Source organism: Streptomyces murinus (genome assembly GCF_002154555.1).
In the GTDB taxonomy this organism is placed as follows: Bacteria; Actinomycetota; Actinomycetes; order Streptomycetales; family Streptomycetaceae; genus Streptomyces; species Streptomyces murinus.
In genome coordinates this window covers 1-16,565 of sequence record NZ_MUNF01000428.1, presented here as the reverse complement: position 1 = coordinate 16,565, position 16,565 = coordinate 1, and the positions used below count along the sequence as shown (strand labels likewise).

Genomic DNA, 16,565 nt, shown 5'->3' with positions numbered 1-16,565 from the left:
GGGTGCGGCTGGTGTCGGTTGGGGTGCGGCCGTCGGTCGGGGTGCGGCTGGTGTCGGCTGAGGTGGGGCCGTCGGATCAAGGGCGGCCGGTGCGGGCCCGGGTGGCTCCGTGGGCTGGAGGAGGAGGTCCGCCAGCTCCAGCACATGCCGCCCGCCCATCGACGGCAGGCACCTCCCCCGCGCCGGGCCGATCGCGTCCGCCCAGGCCGCCGGGATCGCGGACAGCCCCTGGGTCGCGCCCGACAGCGCGCCCGCCACCGCCGCCGTCGTGTCCGCGTCGCGCCCCATGTTGACGGCGGTCAGGACCGCCTCGCGGAAGTCGCCGTCGGCTGTGGCGTAGGCGCCGAAGGCCAGGGCGACGGCCTCCGGGGCGAGATCGGTCCAGGGGTAGCCGCCGATGACGACCGCGGAGCGGACCGCGCGTTCGCCGCGGTGGGCGACGGCCACCGCGCGGCGCAGCGAACGCGCGGTCCAGGAGTCGTCCGGGATCACCGCGAGGGCCGCGGCGATCACCACCGGGACCGGGGCGCCCGCCATCGCCGCGGCCACTCCCGCCGCGACGGCCTGGCCGCCGTAGATCCCCTCGCCCTCGTGGCTGACCGAGCCGTCGATCGCGACCAGCCGGGCCGCCTCCCCGGGGCGGCCCGCAGCGAACACCCCGAAGGGGGCCGCGCGCATCGCGAGCCCGTCGCTCCAGGCGTGCCGGTGCTGCGCGGAGATCGGCGCCGCAAGGCCCCGGCGCAGATTCTCCAGCGTGCCCCGCTCGCTGAAGCCCGCGCCGCGGAACGTGGCCCGCCCGGTGATCCACTCGTGCCAGGCCGCCTCCGCGTGCGCCGGGGTGAGCGCGGAGCCGTGCCGGGCGAGCAGCAGTCCGGAGAAGAGGGCGTACTCGGTGTCGTCCGTGCCCTGCGGCCGGTCCGCGACGAACCCGGTGATACGGCCCCAGCGGGCCCGGATCTCGGAGGGCTTCAGATTCTCCGCGGGGGCGCCGAGCGCGTCCCCGACGGCCAGGCCGAGCAGCGCGCCCCGGGCCCGGGAGCGGGGACCGATGAGCTCCCCGGGCGCCGGGTGCGGGGGAGTGCAGGCGGTCGATGCCATGGGCGGCCTCCTTCGGCGGGGCCCGTCCGGGCCCGCGGACCCTTTGCGGATGTGTCCCACGACGGGCCGCCGTACGTGCCTGGGAGGGGGACCTGTCACCCGCTCGGCAACCTGAGCGGTAAGGGGCACTGATGAGCGCAAAAACTGTAAAGCCGCAGGTTAGCCCAGCCTTTCCTTGCTGGCGGCGCGATCACGAACGGCGTAGATTCTGTGGTGTCGAAAAGTAGAACTCGTCCAAAGTTAGCTTTGGCTAAGCTAAATCGGGGAAGAAGATCATGGCCCTCATCGAGACCACGGCGGCGCTGCACGAAGCGCACCGCGACAACCACACGCACCGCGATGTCAACGGCGGCTGGCTGCGCCCCGCCGTGTTCGGCGCGATGGACGGCCTGGTCTCCAACCTCGCCCTGATGACCGGCGTGGCCGGTGGCGCCGTCGGCCACCAGACCATCGTCATCACCGGACTCGCGGGCCTCGCCGCCGGCGCCTTCTCGATGGCCGCGGGCGAGTACACCTCCGTCGCCTCCCAGCGCGACCTGGTCGAGGCCGAGCTGGACGTCGAGCGCCGGGAGCTGCGCCGCCACCCCCAGGACGAGGAGGACGAGCTCGCGGCGCTCTATGCGGCCCGGGGTGTGGCCCCCGAACTGGCCCGCGAGGTCGCCCGGCAGCTGTCCAAGGACCCCGAGCAGGCCCTGGAGATACACGCCCGCGAGGAACTGGGCATCGACCCGGGCGATCTGCCCTCCCCGCTGGTCGCGGCCGTCTCCTCCTTCGGTTCCTTCGCGCTCGGCGCGCTGCTGCCGCTGCTGCCGTACCTGCTCGGCGCGACCGTTCTGTGGCCCGCCCTGCTGCTCGCGCTGATCGGGCTCTTCGGCTGTGGCGCCGTCGTGGCCAAGGTGACCGCGCGCAGCTGGTGGTTCAGCGGGCTGCGGCAGCTCGCGCTGGGCGGTGCGGCCGCCGGTGTGACGTACGCCCTCGGCGCGCTGTTCGGAACGGCCGTAGGATGACGCGCGCCGGTACTTATACGTGGTGACGAATAAGTACCCGTTACCCGTTGGTTTCGGATGCATGACCACGGGGCATGAGCCGTAAGCGCTGTGGGCAATGACGCCTGCCGCACCCCTGTGGGGTGGGCCGACGAAGACCCCCCTGCTCCCCCCGGACCGATGGACACCGATCCGACCGATGGTGTCGCAGCGGTCCACCCCCCACGCGTTTCGCCGCCACCGCGGCGGCCAGGTCGCCCCGTGCGGCACCGGCCGTCGCGCCATGCGGCACCGGCCGCTTCGTGCGGTACCCGGCCGCCCCGCGCGGCTCCCAGGCACCCGCCGTGAACCCCCGTGGTGTCCGCATGATGAAACGGAGTATCCGCTTCCCGAGAACCGGGTCATCATGTAACCTGCACGAAATTTCGCCATCTCCGCAGAGGGCCAACGTCGTCCCTCGGCACACGCCACATGCCATATGACGACGACGGGAGAGCCGATGCGTACGCCGCGCCAGCCGTCCCAGCATTCCGAGAACGGCCAGAACTGGTCGTTCATGGATGCTCGCCCTGCTGCGCAGGGTATGTACGACCCCCGCAACGAACACGACGCCTGCGGCGTCGGTTTCGTCGCCACTCTCACCGGCGAGGCCTCCCACACCCTGGTCGAACAGGCGCTCACCGTGCTGCGCAATCTGGAGCACCGCGGCGCCACCGGCTCCGAGCCGGACTCCGGTGACGGCGCGGGCCTGCTCTCGCAGGTGCCGGACGCCTTCTTCCGCGAGGTGGCCGGATTCGAACTGCCCGCCGCCGGTTCGTACGCCGTCGGCATCGCCTTCCTGCCCGGCGAGGGCATCGAGGGCGCCGTCTCGGCGATCGAGACGATCGCCGCCGAGGAGGACCTGACCGTCCTCGGCTGGCGCGAGGTGCCGGTCGCGCCCGAGCTGCTCGGTGCCACCGCCCGCGCCACCATGCCGGTCTTCCGGCAGATCTTCGTCGCCGACGGCGCCAGCGAGGGCATCGCCCTGGACCGCAAGGCGTTCGTGCTGCGCAAGCGCGCCGAGCGCGAGGCGGGCGTCTACTTCCCGTCGCTGTCCGCGCGCACCATCGTCTACAAGGGCATGCTGACCACCGGCCAGCTGGAGCCCTTCTTCCCGGACCTCTCGGACCGCCGCTTCGCCTCCGCGATCGCGCTGGTGCACTCCCGGTTCTCCACGAACACCTTCCCGTCGTGGCCGCTCGCCCACCCGTACCGCTTCATCGCCCACAACGGCGAGATCAACACGGTCAAGGGCAACCGCAACTGGATGCGCGCCCGCGAGTCCCGGCTGGCCTCCGACCTGTTCGGCCCCGCGGAGAAGCTGGACCGGATCTTCCCGGTCTGCACCCCGGACGCCTCCGACTCCGCCTCCTTCGACGAGGTCCTGGAGCTGCTGCACCTCGGCGGCCGCTCACTGCCGCACTCCGTGCTGATGATGATCCCGGAGGCATGGGAGAACCACGCCTCCATGGACGCGGCCCGGCGCGCCTTCTACGGCTTCCACGCCACGATGATGGAGCCGTGGGACGGCCCCGCCTGCGTCACCTTCACCGACGGCACCCAGGTCGGCGCCGTGCTCGACCGCAACGGTCTGCGCCCCGGCCGCTACTGGGTCACCGACGAGGGCCTGGTCGTCCTCGGCTCCGAGGTCGGCGTCCTCGACATCGACCCCGCCCGGGTGGTCCGCAAGGGCCGCCTCCAGCCCGGCCGGATGTTCCTCGTGGACACCGCCGAGCACCGCATCATCGAGGACGACGAGATCAAGGCCTCGCTCACCGGCGCACAGCCGTACGCCGAGTGGCTGGAGGCCGGCGAGATCGAGCTGGGCGACCTGCCCGAGCGCGAGCACATCGTGCACACCCACGCCTCGGTCACCCGCCGCCAGCAGACCTTCGGCTACACCGAGGAGGAACTGCGCGTCATCCTCGCCCCGATGGCCCGCACCGGCGCCGAGCCGATCGGCTCCATGGGCACCGACTCCCCGATCGCGGCCCTGTCCGAGCGCCCCCGGCTGCTCTTCGACTACTTCACCCAGCTGTTCGCCCAGGTCACCAACCCGCCGCTGGACGCCATCCGCGAGGAGCTGGTCACCTCCCTGCGCAGCGCGCTCGGCCCGCAGGGCAACCTGCTCGACCCGACCGCCGCCTCCTGCCGGTCCGTCCTGCTGCCCTTCCCGGTGATCGACAACGACGAGCTGGCCAAGCTCATCCACATCAACGCCGACGGCGACATGCCCGGCTTCAAGGCCGCGACCCTCTCCGGACTGTTCCGGGTGAGCGGCGGCGGCGAGTCGCTGGCCGCCCGCATCGAGGAGATCTGCGCCGAGGCCGACGCGGCCATCGAGAACGGCGCCCGGCTGATCGTCCTCTCCGACCGGCACTCCGACGCCGAGCACGCGCCGATCCCCTCGCTGCTGCTCACCGCGGCCGTCCACCACCACCTCATCCGCACCAAGCAGCGCACCCACGTGGGCCTGCTGGTCGAGGCCGGCGACGTCCGCGAGGTCCACCATGTCGCCCTGCTGATCGGCTTCGGCGCCGCCGCCGTCAACCCGTACCTGGCGATGGAATCGGTGGAGGACCTGGTCCGCGCGGGCACCTTCCTCGACGGCGCCGACCCCGAGAAGGCCATCAAGAACCTGATCTACGCCCTCGGCAAGGGCGTCCTGAAGGTCATGTCCAAGATGGGCATCTCCACCGTCGCCTCCTACCGCGGCGCCCAGGTCTTCGAGGCCGTCGGCCTGGACGAGACCTTCGTGGAGAAGTACTTCAACGGCACCGCCACCAAGATCGGCGGCGTCGGCATCGACGTCATCGCCGGCGAGGTCGCCGCCCGCCACGCCAAGGCGTACCCTGCCTCCGGCATCGCCCCGGCGCACCGCACCCTGGACATCGGCGGCGAGTACCAGTGGCGCCGCGAGGGCGAGCCGCACCTGTTCGACCCGGAGACGGTCTTCCGCCTCCAGCACTCCACGCGCACCGCGAGCTACGACATCTTCAAGAAGTACACCTCGCGCGTGAACGAGCAGTCCGAGCGCCTGATGACGCTGCGCGGCCTGTTCGGCTTCGACTCGGGCCGGGCGCCGATCCCCATCGAGGAGGTCGAGCCGGTCAGCGAGATCGTCAAGCGGTTCTCGACCGGCGCGATGTCGTACGGCTCCATCTCCAAGGAGGCGCACGAGACCCTCGCCATCGCCATGAACCAGCTGGGCGGCAAGTCCAACACCGGTGAGGGCGGCGAGGACCCGGACCGCCTGTACGACCCCGCCCGCCGCTCGGCGATCAAGCAGGTCGCCTCCGGCCGCTTCGGCGTCACCTCCGAGTACCTGGTCAACGCGGACGACATCCAGATCAAGATGGCTCAGGGCGCCAAGCCCGGCGAGGGCGGCCAGCTGCCCGGCCACAAGGTCTACCCGTGGGTCGCCAAGACGCGGCACTCGACGCCCGGTGTGGGCCTGATCTCCCCGCCGCCGCACCACGACATCTACTCCATCGAGGATCTCGCCCAGCTGATCCACGACCTCAAGAACGCCAACCCCCGGGCGCGGATCCACGTCAAGCTGGTCTCCGAGGTCGGCGTCGGCACGGTCGCGGCCGGTGTGTCCAAGGCACACGCGGACGTCGTGCTGATCTCCGGCCATGACGGCGGCACCGGCGCCTCCCCGCTGACCTCCCTCAAGCACGCGGGCGGCCCCTGGGAGCTGGGCCTGGCCGAGACCCAGCAGACGCTGCTGCTCAACGGACTGCGCGACCGGATCGTCGTACAGACCGACGGTCAGCTCAAGACCGGCCGCGATGTGGTCATCGCCGCGCTGCTCGGCGCCGAGGAGTTCGGTTTCGCGACCGCGCCGCTCGTCGTCTCCGGCTGCGTCATGATGCGCGTCTGCCACCTGGACACCTGTCCGGTCGGCATCGCCACCCAGAACCCGGTACTGCGTGAGCGCTTCGCCGGCAAGGCCGAGCACATCGTGAACTTCTTCCGGTTCATCGCCGAGGAGGTCCGCGAGCTGCTCGCCGAGCTGGGCTTCCGCTCCATCGAGGAGGCCGTCGGGCACGCCGAGGCGCTGGACGTGCGGCGCGCCGTCGACCACTGGAAGGCGCAGGGCCTGGAGCTGGCGCCGCTGTTCCATGTGCCGGACCTGCCCGAGGGCGCCGTCCGTCACCGGCAGATCGCGCAGGACCACGGCCTGGAGAAGGCCCTGGACAACCAGCTGATCAAGCTCGCCGCCGACGCCCTGGCCGCCGACGACGCGACCGAGGCCCAGCCGGTGCGCGCCCAGGTCACCATCCGCAACATCAACCGCACGGTCGGCACCATGCTCGGCCACGAGGTGACCCGGAAGTTCGGTGGCGCGGGCCTGCCCGAGGACACCATCGACATCACCTTCACCGGTTCCGCGGGCCAGTCCTTCGGCGCCTTCCTGCCGCGCGGCATCACGCTGCGCCTGGAGGGCGACGCCAACGACTACGTCGGCAAGGGCCTCTCGGGCGGCCGGATCATCGTCCGCCCGGACCGCGCCGCCGACCACCTCGCCGAGTACTCGACGATCGCGGGCAACACCATCGGCTACGGCGCCACCGGCGGCGAGCTGTTCCTGCGCGGTCGTACCGGTGAGCGGTTCTGTGTGCGCAACTCCGGCGCGCTGGTCGTCTCCGAGGGCGTGGGCGACCACGGCTGCGAGTACATGACCGGTGGTCACGCGGTCGTCCTCGGCCCGACCGGCCGCAACTTCGCGGCGGGCATGTCCGGTGGCATCGCCTACGTCATCGACCTCGACCCCGACAACGTCAACGCGGGCAACGCGGACGCCGTCCAGGAGCTCACCGACGCGGACAAGGCGTGGCTGCACGACGTGGTGCGCCGGCACGCCGAGGAGACCGGTTCGACCGTCGCCGCGAAGCTGCTCGCCGACTGGGACGCGGCCGCGGCCCGGTTCAGCAAGATCATCCCCAGCACGTACCAGGCAGTGCTCGCCGCCAAGGACGCCGCCGAGCGAGCCGGTCTCTCCGAGACCGAGATCACCGAGAAGATGATGGAGGCGGCGACCAATGGCTGATCCGAAGGGCTTCCTCAACCACGGCCGCGAGGTCGCCAGGACCCGTCCCGTCGGTGAGCGTGTAAAGGACTGGAACGAGGTCTACGTCCCCGGCTCCCTGCTGCCGATCATCGGCAAGCAGGCCAGCCGGTGCATGGACTGCGGCATCCCGTTCTGCCACAACGGCTGTCCGCTCGGGAACCTGATCCCGGAGTGGAACGACTACGCCTACCGCGAGGACTGGGGCGCCGCCTACGAGCGGCTGCACGCCACCAACAACTTCCCGGAGTTCACCGGGCGGCTGTGCCCCGCGCCGTGCGAGTCGGCGTGTGTGCTCGGCATCAACCAGCAGCCGGTCACCATCAAGAACGTCGAGGTCTCCATCATCGACAAGGCGTGGGAGGGCGGGCACGTCGCCCCGCGCATCCCCGAGCGCCTGTCCGGCAAGACGGTCGCGGTCATCGGCTCGGGCCCCTCCGGGCTGGCCGCCGCCCAGCAGCTGACGCGGGCCGGCCACACGGTCGCCGTCTACGAGCGCGCGGACCGCATCGGGGGCCTGCTGCGCTACGGCATCCCCGAGTTCAAGATGGAGAAGCGGCACATCAACCGCCGTATCGAGCAGATGCGCGCGGAGGGCACCCGCTTCCGTACCGGCGTGGAGGTCGGCCGCGACATCAACGCCCGCGACCTGAAGAAGCGCTACGACGCGATCGTGATCGCCGCCGGCTCCACCACCGCCCGTGATCTGCCCGTCCCCGGACGGGAGCTGAAGGGCGTCTACCAGGCGATGGAGTACCTGCCGCTGGCCAACAAGGTCCAGGAGGGCGACTACGTGGCGGCGCCCGTCACAGCCGAGGGCAAGCATGTCGTCGTGATCGGCGGCGGTGACACCGGCGCGGACTGCGTGGGCACCGCCCACCGCCAGGGCGCGGCCTCGGTCACCCAGCTGGAGATCATGCCCCGCCCGAACGACGAGCGGCATCCGACCGGGCAGCCCTGGCCCACCTTCCCGATCCTCTACAAGGTCACCTCGGCCCACGAGGAGGGCGGCGAGCGGATCTACTCCGCCTCCACCACCCACTTCGAGGGCGACGAGGAGGGCAATGTGCAGTGGCTGCACATCGCCGAGGTCGAGTTCGTGGACGGCAGGCTGACCCAGAAGCCGGGCACCGAGCGCCGCATCCCGGCGCAGCTGGTCACCCTGGCGATGGGTTTCACCGGCACCGACCGGGAGAACGGCCTGGTGGAGCAGTTTGGTCTAGACCTCGACGAGCGCGGTAACATCGCCCGCGACGCCGATTTCCAGACCAATGTGCCGGGAGTGTTCGTCGCCGGTGACGCCGGCCGCGGGCAGTCCCTGATCGTCTGGGCGATCGCGGAGGGCCGCTCGGCCGCCCGCGGCGTCGACCGCTACCTGACCGGGGCCAGCGACCTGCCGGCCCCGATCCGCCCGACCGACCGCGCGCTCGCGGTCTGACGGCACCCCTGGAACGTCCCGCACAAAGGCGTGCGGAACACCAATGGCGTCTGCCCACCTGTCCCCGACCGGACGACCGGGCAGACGCCGTTGACTTTTCCGCCGCGCCGCGCGGTGTCCCGGCTCAGGCGGTCAGCGAGGCCGCCTTCAGCCAGGCGAGCGCGACCAGCAGGGCGAGCAGCGCCACGCACACTCCCGCCTGCACCAGGGCGCGCCGCCGGTCGCGGGGCGCGTAGGCGTACGCCAGCGTCACCACGGCGCCCGCGAGCAGCCCGCCGAGGTGGCCCTGCCAGGAGGTCAGCCCCGCGGAGATCACCAGCCACAGCAGCAGGCCCGCCATGTACCGGTTGACCTCGCGCATGTCATGGCCGAGGCGGCGGCCCATGACCCAGTAGGCGGCGCCCAGCCCGAAGATCGCACCGGAGGCGCCGACGGTGTACGACTCCGGGATCAGCAGCAGCTCCAGCACCGAGCCGCCGAGCGCCGACAGCAGATACAGGGCGAGATAACGCACCCGGCCCAGCTGGGTCTCCACGACCCGGCCGATGTTCCACAGCGCCACCATGTTGAACAGGATGTGCGTGATCCCGAACGTCCCCTCACCGGGCGTCAGATGCAGGAACGCGCCGGTCAGCAGCCGGTACCAGTCCCCGTGCGCGACCCCCTGCGGGACATAGCCGGCGGGCGTGGTGCCGAGCATCGCGAAGCGGTACTCGAACGACGGCCGGGCCAGCTCCACCAGATACGCCACCACGTTCAGCCCGACCAGTGCATAGGTCACCAGCGGCACCGCGGCGATCCGCCCCCCGAACACGGTCCGCGCCTGCCGGACCGAACGGGCGCCCTCCTTCACACAGTCGACGCACTGATGGCCGACGGAGGCGTCCCGCATGCAGGACGGGCAGATGAAGCGGTCGCAGCGGGTGCAGCGGACATACGACTCCACCTGCGGATGGCGGAAACAGGTGGTCACGGCGGACTCGGCGGCCACGGGCCGGCTCCTCGAAAAGGGAAGTACGACAAGGAAAGGGGAGGCGCGGGGGGAAGCACAGCGAGCCGGTGGGGCGGCAGCGAACAAAATAGCGAACCTGTGGGGCGGCCGGGACGCCCGGTGCGCGTGATCACGTAGGCTCGGCCCCTCGGAACAGCCGGAGGGGGCGGGCCATGGCCGCGATCAGTCTGCGCAAGGTGGAGGAGACCGCGCCCGCGCTCGTCGGCGCCTATCGCTCGGCCGGGGTCAGCCTGCGCAAACACGGCCTGGACGGACTGCGGGCCGCCGTCTACCTCGTCCTCGACCACTCCGGCTCCATGCGGCCCTACTACCAGGATGGCAGCGTCCAGGCGCTCGCCGACCGGGTGCTGGGGCTGTCCGCGCACCTGGACGACGACGGCCGGGTGCCAGTGGTGTTCTTCTCCACCGACATCGACGCCGTCACCGACATCCCCCTCGCCGGTCACGAGGGCAGCGTCGAGCGGATCGTCGCCGGGCTCGGCCACATGGGCAAGACCAGCTACCACCTGGCGATGGACGCCGTCATCGACCACTACCTGGACAGCGGCGCCACCGACCCCGCCCTGGTCGTCTTCCAGACCGACGGCGGCCCGATCAACAAGCTCGCCGCGGAACGCTATCTCTGCAAGTCCGCCAAGCTCCCCCTGTTCTGGCAGTTCATCGGCTTCGGCGACCCGCACAGCAAGCAGTTCGACTTCCTGCGGAGACTGGACGAACTCCCGGTGCCCGGCAGGCGGATCGTGGACAACGCCGGTTTCTTCCACGCGGGCGAGGACCCCCGGCGCGTCCCCGACACCGAGCTGTACGACCGTCTCGTCGCCGAGTTCCCCTCCTGGCTGTCGGCCGCGCGCGCCGCGGGCATCGTCCGCTCCTCGTGAACCGGGCCGCTCAGCCGGTCACCTCCCCGAGGGCATCCGCCAGGACCAGCTCCCGGCACTCCTCGGGCGTCCCCCACGCGCCGCGCAGCGCACGGGCCTTGGTGAGCCACAGGGAGAGGTCGTACTCCGCGGTGTAGCCGATCGCGCCGTGCAGATGCAGCGCGGCCCGCGCGGTGGTGTACGCCGCCTCGCACGCCCTGAGCTTGGCCGCGGCCACATCCGCCGGGCGCATCGATATCGCCGCGCCGAGCACGAGAGGCCGGGCGAACTCCAGGGCCGTCTTCGCGTCGGCCAGCCGGTGCTTGACCGCCTGGAAGGACCCGACGGGCACCCCGAACTGGATGCGCTGCCCGACATGGCGCACCGTGCGGTCGAGCAGGGCGAGACCCACCCCGAGGGCCTGGGCGGCGACGGCCAGCCGGGCCCAGCGGAGAGCCCGCTCGTACGGGGGAGCGGTGAGCAGCGGCGCGCCGTCCGGCGTGAGCGGGGTCAGCCGGCGGGCGGGATCGAGGGACGCGCGCACCGGGCCCGGGGTCGCCAGGCACAGCCCGTCGGGGGTGAGCGCGAGCCGGAGCGCGGCCGCGTCCCCGTCCAGGGCGAGGCCCCCGGGCGGTGCCACGGTGGCCGCCTCCTCGCCCGCCGCGAGCCCTGGCAGAAAGCGCCCGGCGTGCGGCGGCGCGTCCAGGAGCACGGCCGCCGCGACCGTCTCCACCAGCGGCCCGGGCACCGCGTGCCGCCCCAACTCCACGAACGCGAGGGCCAGTTCCACCGGATGCCGCCCCGCCCCGCCGTACTCCTCCGGCACCGCGAGCCCGAACACCCCCGCCGCTCCGAGCCGCGCCCACAGTGCCCGCCCGCGCGCATGCTCGCCGCGGCTCCACTCCCGGACCACCGCCGGGGTGTCCGCCGCCGTCAGCAGGGCGCCCAGCGAGTCGGTGAAGGCCCGCTGTTCGGCATCGGGCAGGAAGCGCATCAGCGGCGTCCCTTCGGCAGGCCGAGCAGCCGCTCGGCGATGATGTCGCGCTGGATCTCGTTGGTGCCCGCGTAGACCGGTCCGGCCAGCGCGAAGACGTACCCCTGCGACCAGACGCCGTCGGCCGCCTCGCCCTCCGGGCCCAGCAGATCGAGCGCCGTCTCGTGCAGTGCGAGGTCCAGCTCGGACCAGAACACCTTGTTCATGCTGGTCTCCGGACCGAGCCGGTCGCCGGCCAGGAACCGGGAGGCGGCCGCGTAGGTGAACAGCCGGTAGGCGCGGGCGCCGATCACCGCGTCCGCCACCCGCTCCCGCGCGTGCTCCGGGCAGCCGCGCGCCCGCCACAGCCCGACCAGCCGGTGCGCCGCCGCGAGGAAGCGGCCCGGTGAACGCAGCGTCAGCCCCCGCTCATTGCCCGCCGCCGACATCGCGATCCGCCAGCCCTGCCCCGGCTCGCCGATCACGTCCTCGTCCGGCACGAACACCTCGTCCAGGAACAGCTCCGCGAACGCGGGCCTGCCGTCCAGCCGGCCGATCGGACGCACCGTCACCCCGGGGGCCCGCAGGTCGAACATCAGATAGGTGAGCCCCTGATGCGGCCGCGCGGCCCCCGGATCGCTGCGGAACAGTCCGAAGGCCCGGTCGGCGAAGGCCGCCCGCGAGGACCAGGTCTTCTGCCCGCTGAGCAGCCAGCCGCCGTCCGCGCGCACCGCCCGGGAGGTGAGCGAGGCCAGATCGGAACCCGCCTCCGGCTCCGACCACGCCTGCGCCCACACCACCTCGCCCGAGGCCATCGGCGGCAGCACCCGCGCGCACTGCTCCCGCGTCCCGTGCTCCAGCAGGGTCGGCGCCAGCAGATCGACCCCGTTCTGCCCGACCCGGCCCGGCGCGCCCGCCGCCCAGTACTCCTCCTCGAACAGCAGCCACCCCAGCAGCCCCGCGTCCCGCCCGCCGTACCGCCGCGGCCAGGACACCACCGACCAGCGGTCCGCGGCCAGTTCGGCCTCCCAGGCGCGATGGGCGGCGAACCCGGCCGCCGTCTCCAGCGAGGGCAGCGGCACCCGCGGCACATGCGCCGCCAGCCAGGCGCGGGCCTCGGCGCGGAACTCCTCGTCGGCCGGGGAGAAGGTCAGGTCCATGGCCGCCGTCACCATCCTTCCCTAACAAGTGTTTGGTAGGTTAGCTTGGCCCTATGACAGGCGTCGAGAGCCCGGCCTACGTCCCCGGGCACGGACTGCTCAAGGGCCGCACCGCCGTCGTCACCGCGGCGGCCGGCACCGGCATCGGCGGGGCCACCGCGCGCCGCTTCCTGGAAGAGGGCGCCCGCGTCCTGCTCAGCGACGCACATCCCCGCCGCCTCAAGGAGCACGAGGCCGAACTGGCCCGGCGGTTCCCGGGCGCGGTGACCGCCCTGCCCTGCGACGTCACCGACGAGCGGCAGGTCCAGGCCCTGTTCGAGACGGCCGCCACCGAGCACGGCCGACTGGACATCGTCGTCAACAACGCGGGACTCGGCGGCACTTCGCCCCTCGTCGACATGACCGACGACCAGTGGACCCGCGTCCTGGACGTCACCCTGAACGGCACCTTCCGCTGCACCCGCGCCGCCCTGCGCGCGCTGCGGACCACCGGCGGCGGAGTGATCGTCAACAACGCCTCCGTCATCGGCTGGCGCGCCCAGGCAGGTCAGGCCCACTACGCCGCAGCCAAGGCCGGGGTGATGGCCCTGACCCGCTGCGCCGCCATCGAGGCCGCCCCCTACGGGGCGCGGGTCAACGCCGTCGCGCCCAGCCTCGCCCACCACCCCCACCTGGCGAAGGTCACCACCCCCGAACTCCTGGCGGACCTGGCCGGACGCGAGGCCTTCAAACGCGCCGCCGAGCCCTGGGAGGTGGCCAATGTGATCGTGTTCCTCGCCTCCGGCTACTCCTCGTACATGACCGGCGAGACCGTCGCCGTCAGCAGCCAGCGCGCCTAGGACCGAAGGGGGAGCGTCCAGAATGGGTGCGTGCCGACCAAGAAGAAGCCCCAGGTGACCGCCGCCGCGGTCCGGCGCGGCGAACTCCTCAACACCGCCGCCGAAGTGTTCGCCGAACACGGCTACAACGCCACCACCGTCCGCCGCATCGCCGACCACGCCGGCATGCTCGCGGGCAGCCTCTACTACCACTTCGACTCCAAGGAGTCGATGCTCGAAGAGATCCTGCGCACCTTCCTCGACGAGCTGTGGGGCGGCTACGACACCGTCCTCGCCGCCGAACTCGGGCCCCGCGAGACGCTGGAGGCCCTCGTCACCGAGTCCTTCCGGGAGATCGACCGGCACCGCGCCGCCGTCGCCATCTACCAGAAGGAGAGCCGGCAACTCGTCGCCCAGGACCGGTTCGCCTTCCTCGCCGAGTCCCAGCGCCGGTTCGAACGGGCCTGGCTCTCCACCCTGGAACGCGGGGTCGCCGAACACGTCTTCCGCTCCGACCTGGACGTCCGGCTCACCTACCGGTTCGTCCGCGACACCGTATGGGTCGCCGCCTCCTGGTACCGGCCCGGCGGACAGCACAGCCCCGAGGAGATCGCCCGCCAGTACCTGTCGATGGTGCTGGACGGCATCGCCGTACGCGCGACACAGCACGAAGAGCACAGCGAGAAGAACAAACACAGCGGATAACACCCCTTTCCTGGTGAGGGAGTCGAGTCGCATGGCCGAGGCCTACATCGTCGAAGCGGTCCGCACGCCCGTCGGGCGGCGCGGGGGAGGACTCAGCGGCGTCCACCCGGCCGATCTGGGCGCCCATGTCCTTCGAGCCCTCGTGGAGCGGGCCGGTATCGACCCGGCCGCCGTCGAGGACGTCGTGTTCGGTTGTCTGGACGCGGTGGGTCCCCAGGCCGGGGACATCGCCCGCACCAGCTGGCTGGCCGCCGGACTGCCCGAGGAGGTGCCGGGCGTGACCGTGGACCGGCAGTGCGGCTCCTCGCAGCAGGCCGTGCACTTCGCCGCGCAGGCCGTGCTCTCCGGCACCCAGGACCTGGTGGTCGCGGGCGGTGTGCAGAACATGTCCCAGATCCCCATCGCCTTCGCCTCCCGCCAAGCGGCCGACCCGCTCGGTCTGACCGAGGGCCCCTTCCTCGGCAGCACCGGCTGGCGCGCCCGCTACGGCAACCGGCCCGTCAACCAGTTCGCCGGCGCCGAGGCCATCGCCGCCCAGTGGCGCATCGGCCGCGCCGAGCAGGAGGAGTTCGCCCTGCGCTCGCACCGCCGGGCGGTGTGGGCCATCGACACCGGCCGCTTCGCCCGCGAGACCGTCCCCTACGGCCCGGTCGCCGTGGACGAGGGCCCCCGCCGCGACACCTCCCTGGAGAAGATGGCCGCCCTGAAGCCGGTCCTCGACGGCGGCACCATCAGCGCCGCCTGCTCCTCCCAGACCTCCGACGGTGCCGCCGCCCTCCTCCTCGCCTCGGAACGCGCGGTCCGCGACCACGGACTGCGTCCCCGCGCCCGCGTCCACCACCTCTCCGCGCGCGGCGAGGACCCCATCCGCATGCTCTCCGCCCCCATCCCGGCCACCGCGCACGCCCTGAAGAAGACCGGCCTGACCATCGACGCCGTCGACCTCGTGGAGATCAACGAGGCCTTCGCCCCGGTCGTCCTCGCCTGGCTGAAGGAGACCGGCGCCGACCCCGAGAGGGTCAATGTCAACGGCGGCGCGATCGCCCTCGGCCACCCCCTCGGCGCGACCGGCGCCCGCCTGATGACCACCCTGCTCCACGAACTGGAACGCACCGGCGGCCGCTACGGCCTCCAGACCATGTGCGAGGGCGGCGGCCAGGCCAACGTGACCATCATCGAACGCCTCTGATCGGGTCACGGCCCCGGGCGTTCACAGGGCTCGTCCACGCCCGTTGACCGACCGCCTCCGGCCGACCGCCTCCGGCCGACCGCCTTCGGCCAAGCGCCTTCGGCCAAGCGCCTTCGGCCGACCGCCTTCGGCCAGCCGCCTCCGGCCGACCGCCTCCGGCCAGTCGCCTCCGGCCTTCCGGCCCGGGTCTCCAGCCGTCTTCGGGGGTCTTCGCCAGGGGCTGTCGGACTTCCGGCTTCAGGGCCTGGCGCCGACTGGGCTCGCCGCCGATTGGGCCCGCTACAACTGGGCTCGCTGGCAACGGGGCCTGGCGCCGACCGGGCCCGCCGTCGTCCGGGGGCGTCCGCTGTCCGGGCCCGCCAGTTGTCGGGGCTCGCCGTCCGGGTCCGCTGCCCGAGTCCGTTCGTCGTCCAGGTCCGCTGCCCAAGTCCTTCCGTCGTCCGGGGCTGTCCGCCCGAGTTGGCCCGCAGTTTGGGATCGCCGCCCGGGTCCCTCCTTCCGTCGTCCGAGGCGGCCGTTCGATTCCGTTCGCCGCCCGAGTCCGCCCGCCGTCCGGAGCCCCGTCCGAGTCACCCGCGGGTCAGTCGGCCCCCGGCCCCGGGGGCTCGTGGGCCCGGCGGCCCCGGACCCGTCAGTCCCGTGTGCCTTCCGCCAGGCCGGCCAGCGCCGTCATCACCTCCTCCGCCTCCTTCACCATCCGTTCCACCAGTTCCGCGCACGAGGGCAGGTCCTCGATCACTCCGGTGACCTGTCCGGCCGCCATCACTCCCAGGTCCGTACGGCCGTCCACCATCGCCGACTTGAGCAGCATCGGTGTGTTCGCCGCGAGCAGGAGCCGGCTCCAGGACAGCTCCTTTCCGTGCCGCAGGGCGAGGCCGTCCCGGGCCAGCTGCCGCCAGGTCAGTCCCGACAGCCGCCGGAAGCCGGCCGCCCGCCGCAGCGCGTGCCCGAGGGTCCGTATGCGGCCCGAACGCTCCAGCGCCGTCACCACGTCCGTGCGCAGCATGCGGTGCGGCAGACCGTCCACCGCGCGGGTCACGGTGACGTCCCGGACCGTGGCCGCCAGATATCTGGCCTTCACCGGATCCGGCACCGTGGAGTCCGAGGTGAGCAGGAAGCGGGTGCCCATCGCCACCCCCGCCGCCCCGTACGCCAGCGCCGCCACCAGGCCCCGCCCGTCGAAGAACCCGCCCGCCGCCACCACCGGTATCCGCAC

General features: G+C 72.3%; 12 protein-coding genes. 7 read left to right on the top strand and 5 right to left on the bottom strand.

Translation table 11 applies throughout. The features are described from left to right. Nucleotides 1-1,098: ADP-ribosylglycohydrolase family protein (locus CCN72_RS25060; protein ID WP_208638087.1), on the bottom strand; the 1,098-nt coding region annotated here is incomplete at its 3' end. Between the two features lie 275 nt (nt 1,099-1,373). Between CCN72_RS25060 and CCN72_RS25055 the strand changes: the two genes are divergently transcribed. The 3 genes from CCN72_RS25055 (at nt 1,374) to CCN72_RS25045 (ending at nt 8,635) form a co-directional block, all read left to right on the top strand. Then, nucleotides 1,374-2,105 (top strand): VIT1/CCC1 transporter family protein, encoded by a 732-nt coding sequence (locus tag CCN72_RS25055; protein ID WP_086809819.1) that lies wholly within the window; start codon nt 1,374-1,376, stop codon nt 2,103-2,105. 562 nt (nt 2,106-2,667) lie between these two features. Further along, nucleotides 2,668-7,179: a glutamate synthase large subunit gene (gltB, locus tag CCN72_RS25050; RefSeq protein WP_167408716.1), complete on the top strand. Its 4,512-nt coding sequence runs from the start codon at nt 2,668-2,670 to the stop codon at nt 7,177-7,179. Continuing rightward, a complete protein-coding gene (locus CCN72_RS25045) occupies nt 7,172-8,635 on the top strand; it encodes a glutamate synthase subunit beta (protein ID WP_086809817.1) in 1,464 nt (487 codons plus the stop codon). The genes gltB and CCN72_RS25045 overlap by 8 nt, the downstream gene beginning before the upstream one ends. A 124-nt stretch (nt 8,636-8,759) precedes the next feature. Here CCN72_RS25045 and CCN72_RS25040 read toward each other — a convergent pair whose 3' ends face one another. Beyond that, nucleotides 8,760-9,626, bottom strand: coding sequence for a rhomboid family intramembrane serine protease (locus CCN72_RS25040; RefSeq protein ID WP_086809815.1), 867 nt, complete (start codon nt 9,624-9,626; stop codon nt 8,760-8,762). A 173-nt stretch (nt 9,627-9,799) separates the two neighbouring features. On the opposite strand from CCN72_RS25040, the gene CCN72_RS25035 reads away from it, so the two are divergent. Then, nucleotides 9,800-10,525 (top strand): vWA domain-containing protein, encoded by a 726-nt coding sequence (locus CCN72_RS25035; RefSeq protein ID WP_086809812.1) that lies wholly within the window; start codon nt 9,800-9,802, stop codon nt 10,523-10,525. Between the two features lie 10 nt (nt 10,526-10,535). On the opposite strand, the gene CCN72_RS25030 is transcribed toward CCN72_RS25035, so the two are convergent. Both CCN72_RS25030 and CCN72_RS25025 read right to left on the bottom strand, forming a co-directional pair. Then, complete coding sequence (locus CCN72_RS25030; protein WP_086809810.1) at nt 10,536-11,498, bottom strand: acyl-CoA dehydrogenase family protein; 963 nt, start codon at nt 11,496-11,498, stop codon at nt 10,536-10,538. Further along, a complete protein-coding gene (locus CCN72_RS25025) occupies nt 11,498-12,637 on the bottom strand; it encodes an acyl-CoA dehydrogenase family protein (protein ID WP_086809821.1) in 1,140 nt (379 codons plus the stop codon). The genes CCN72_RS25030 and CCN72_RS25025 overlap by 1 nt, the downstream gene beginning before the upstream one ends. A 53-nt stretch (nt 12,638-12,690) precedes the next feature. Between CCN72_RS25025 and CCN72_RS25020 the strand changes: the two genes are divergently transcribed. From CCN72_RS25020 to CCN72_RS25010, 3 genes are read left to right on the top strand one after another with little or no spacing between them, the layout of a single operon-like run. Next, on the top strand, nt 12,691-13,476 hold the full coding sequence (locus CCN72_RS25020) for an SDR family oxidoreductase (RefSeq protein WP_086809808.1): 786 nt from the start codon (nt 12,691-12,693) through the stop codon (nt 13,474-13,476). A gap of 30 nt (nt 13,477-13,506) precedes the next feature. Continuing rightward, a complete protein-coding gene (locus CCN72_RS25015) occupies nt 13,507-14,160 on the top strand; it encodes a TetR/AcrR family transcriptional regulator (RefSeq protein WP_086809806.1) in 654 nt (217 codons plus the stop codon). A 31-nt stretch (nt 14,161-14,191) separates the two neighbouring features. After that, nucleotides 14,192-15,349, top strand: a complete 1,158-nt coding sequence (locus CCN72_RS25010; RefSeq protein ID WP_086809804.1) for an acetyl-CoA C-acetyltransferase — start codon at nt 14,192-14,194, stop codon at nt 15,347-15,349. 631 nt (nt 15,350-15,980) lie between these two features. Here the strand turns inward: CCN72_RS25010 and CCN72_RS25005 are convergent. Then, nucleotides 15,981-16,565, bottom strand: a 585-nt coding sequence (locus CCN72_RS25005; protein WP_208638086.1) for an NAD(P)H-dependent flavin oxidoreductase, incomplete at its 5' end; no start/stop codon positions are given.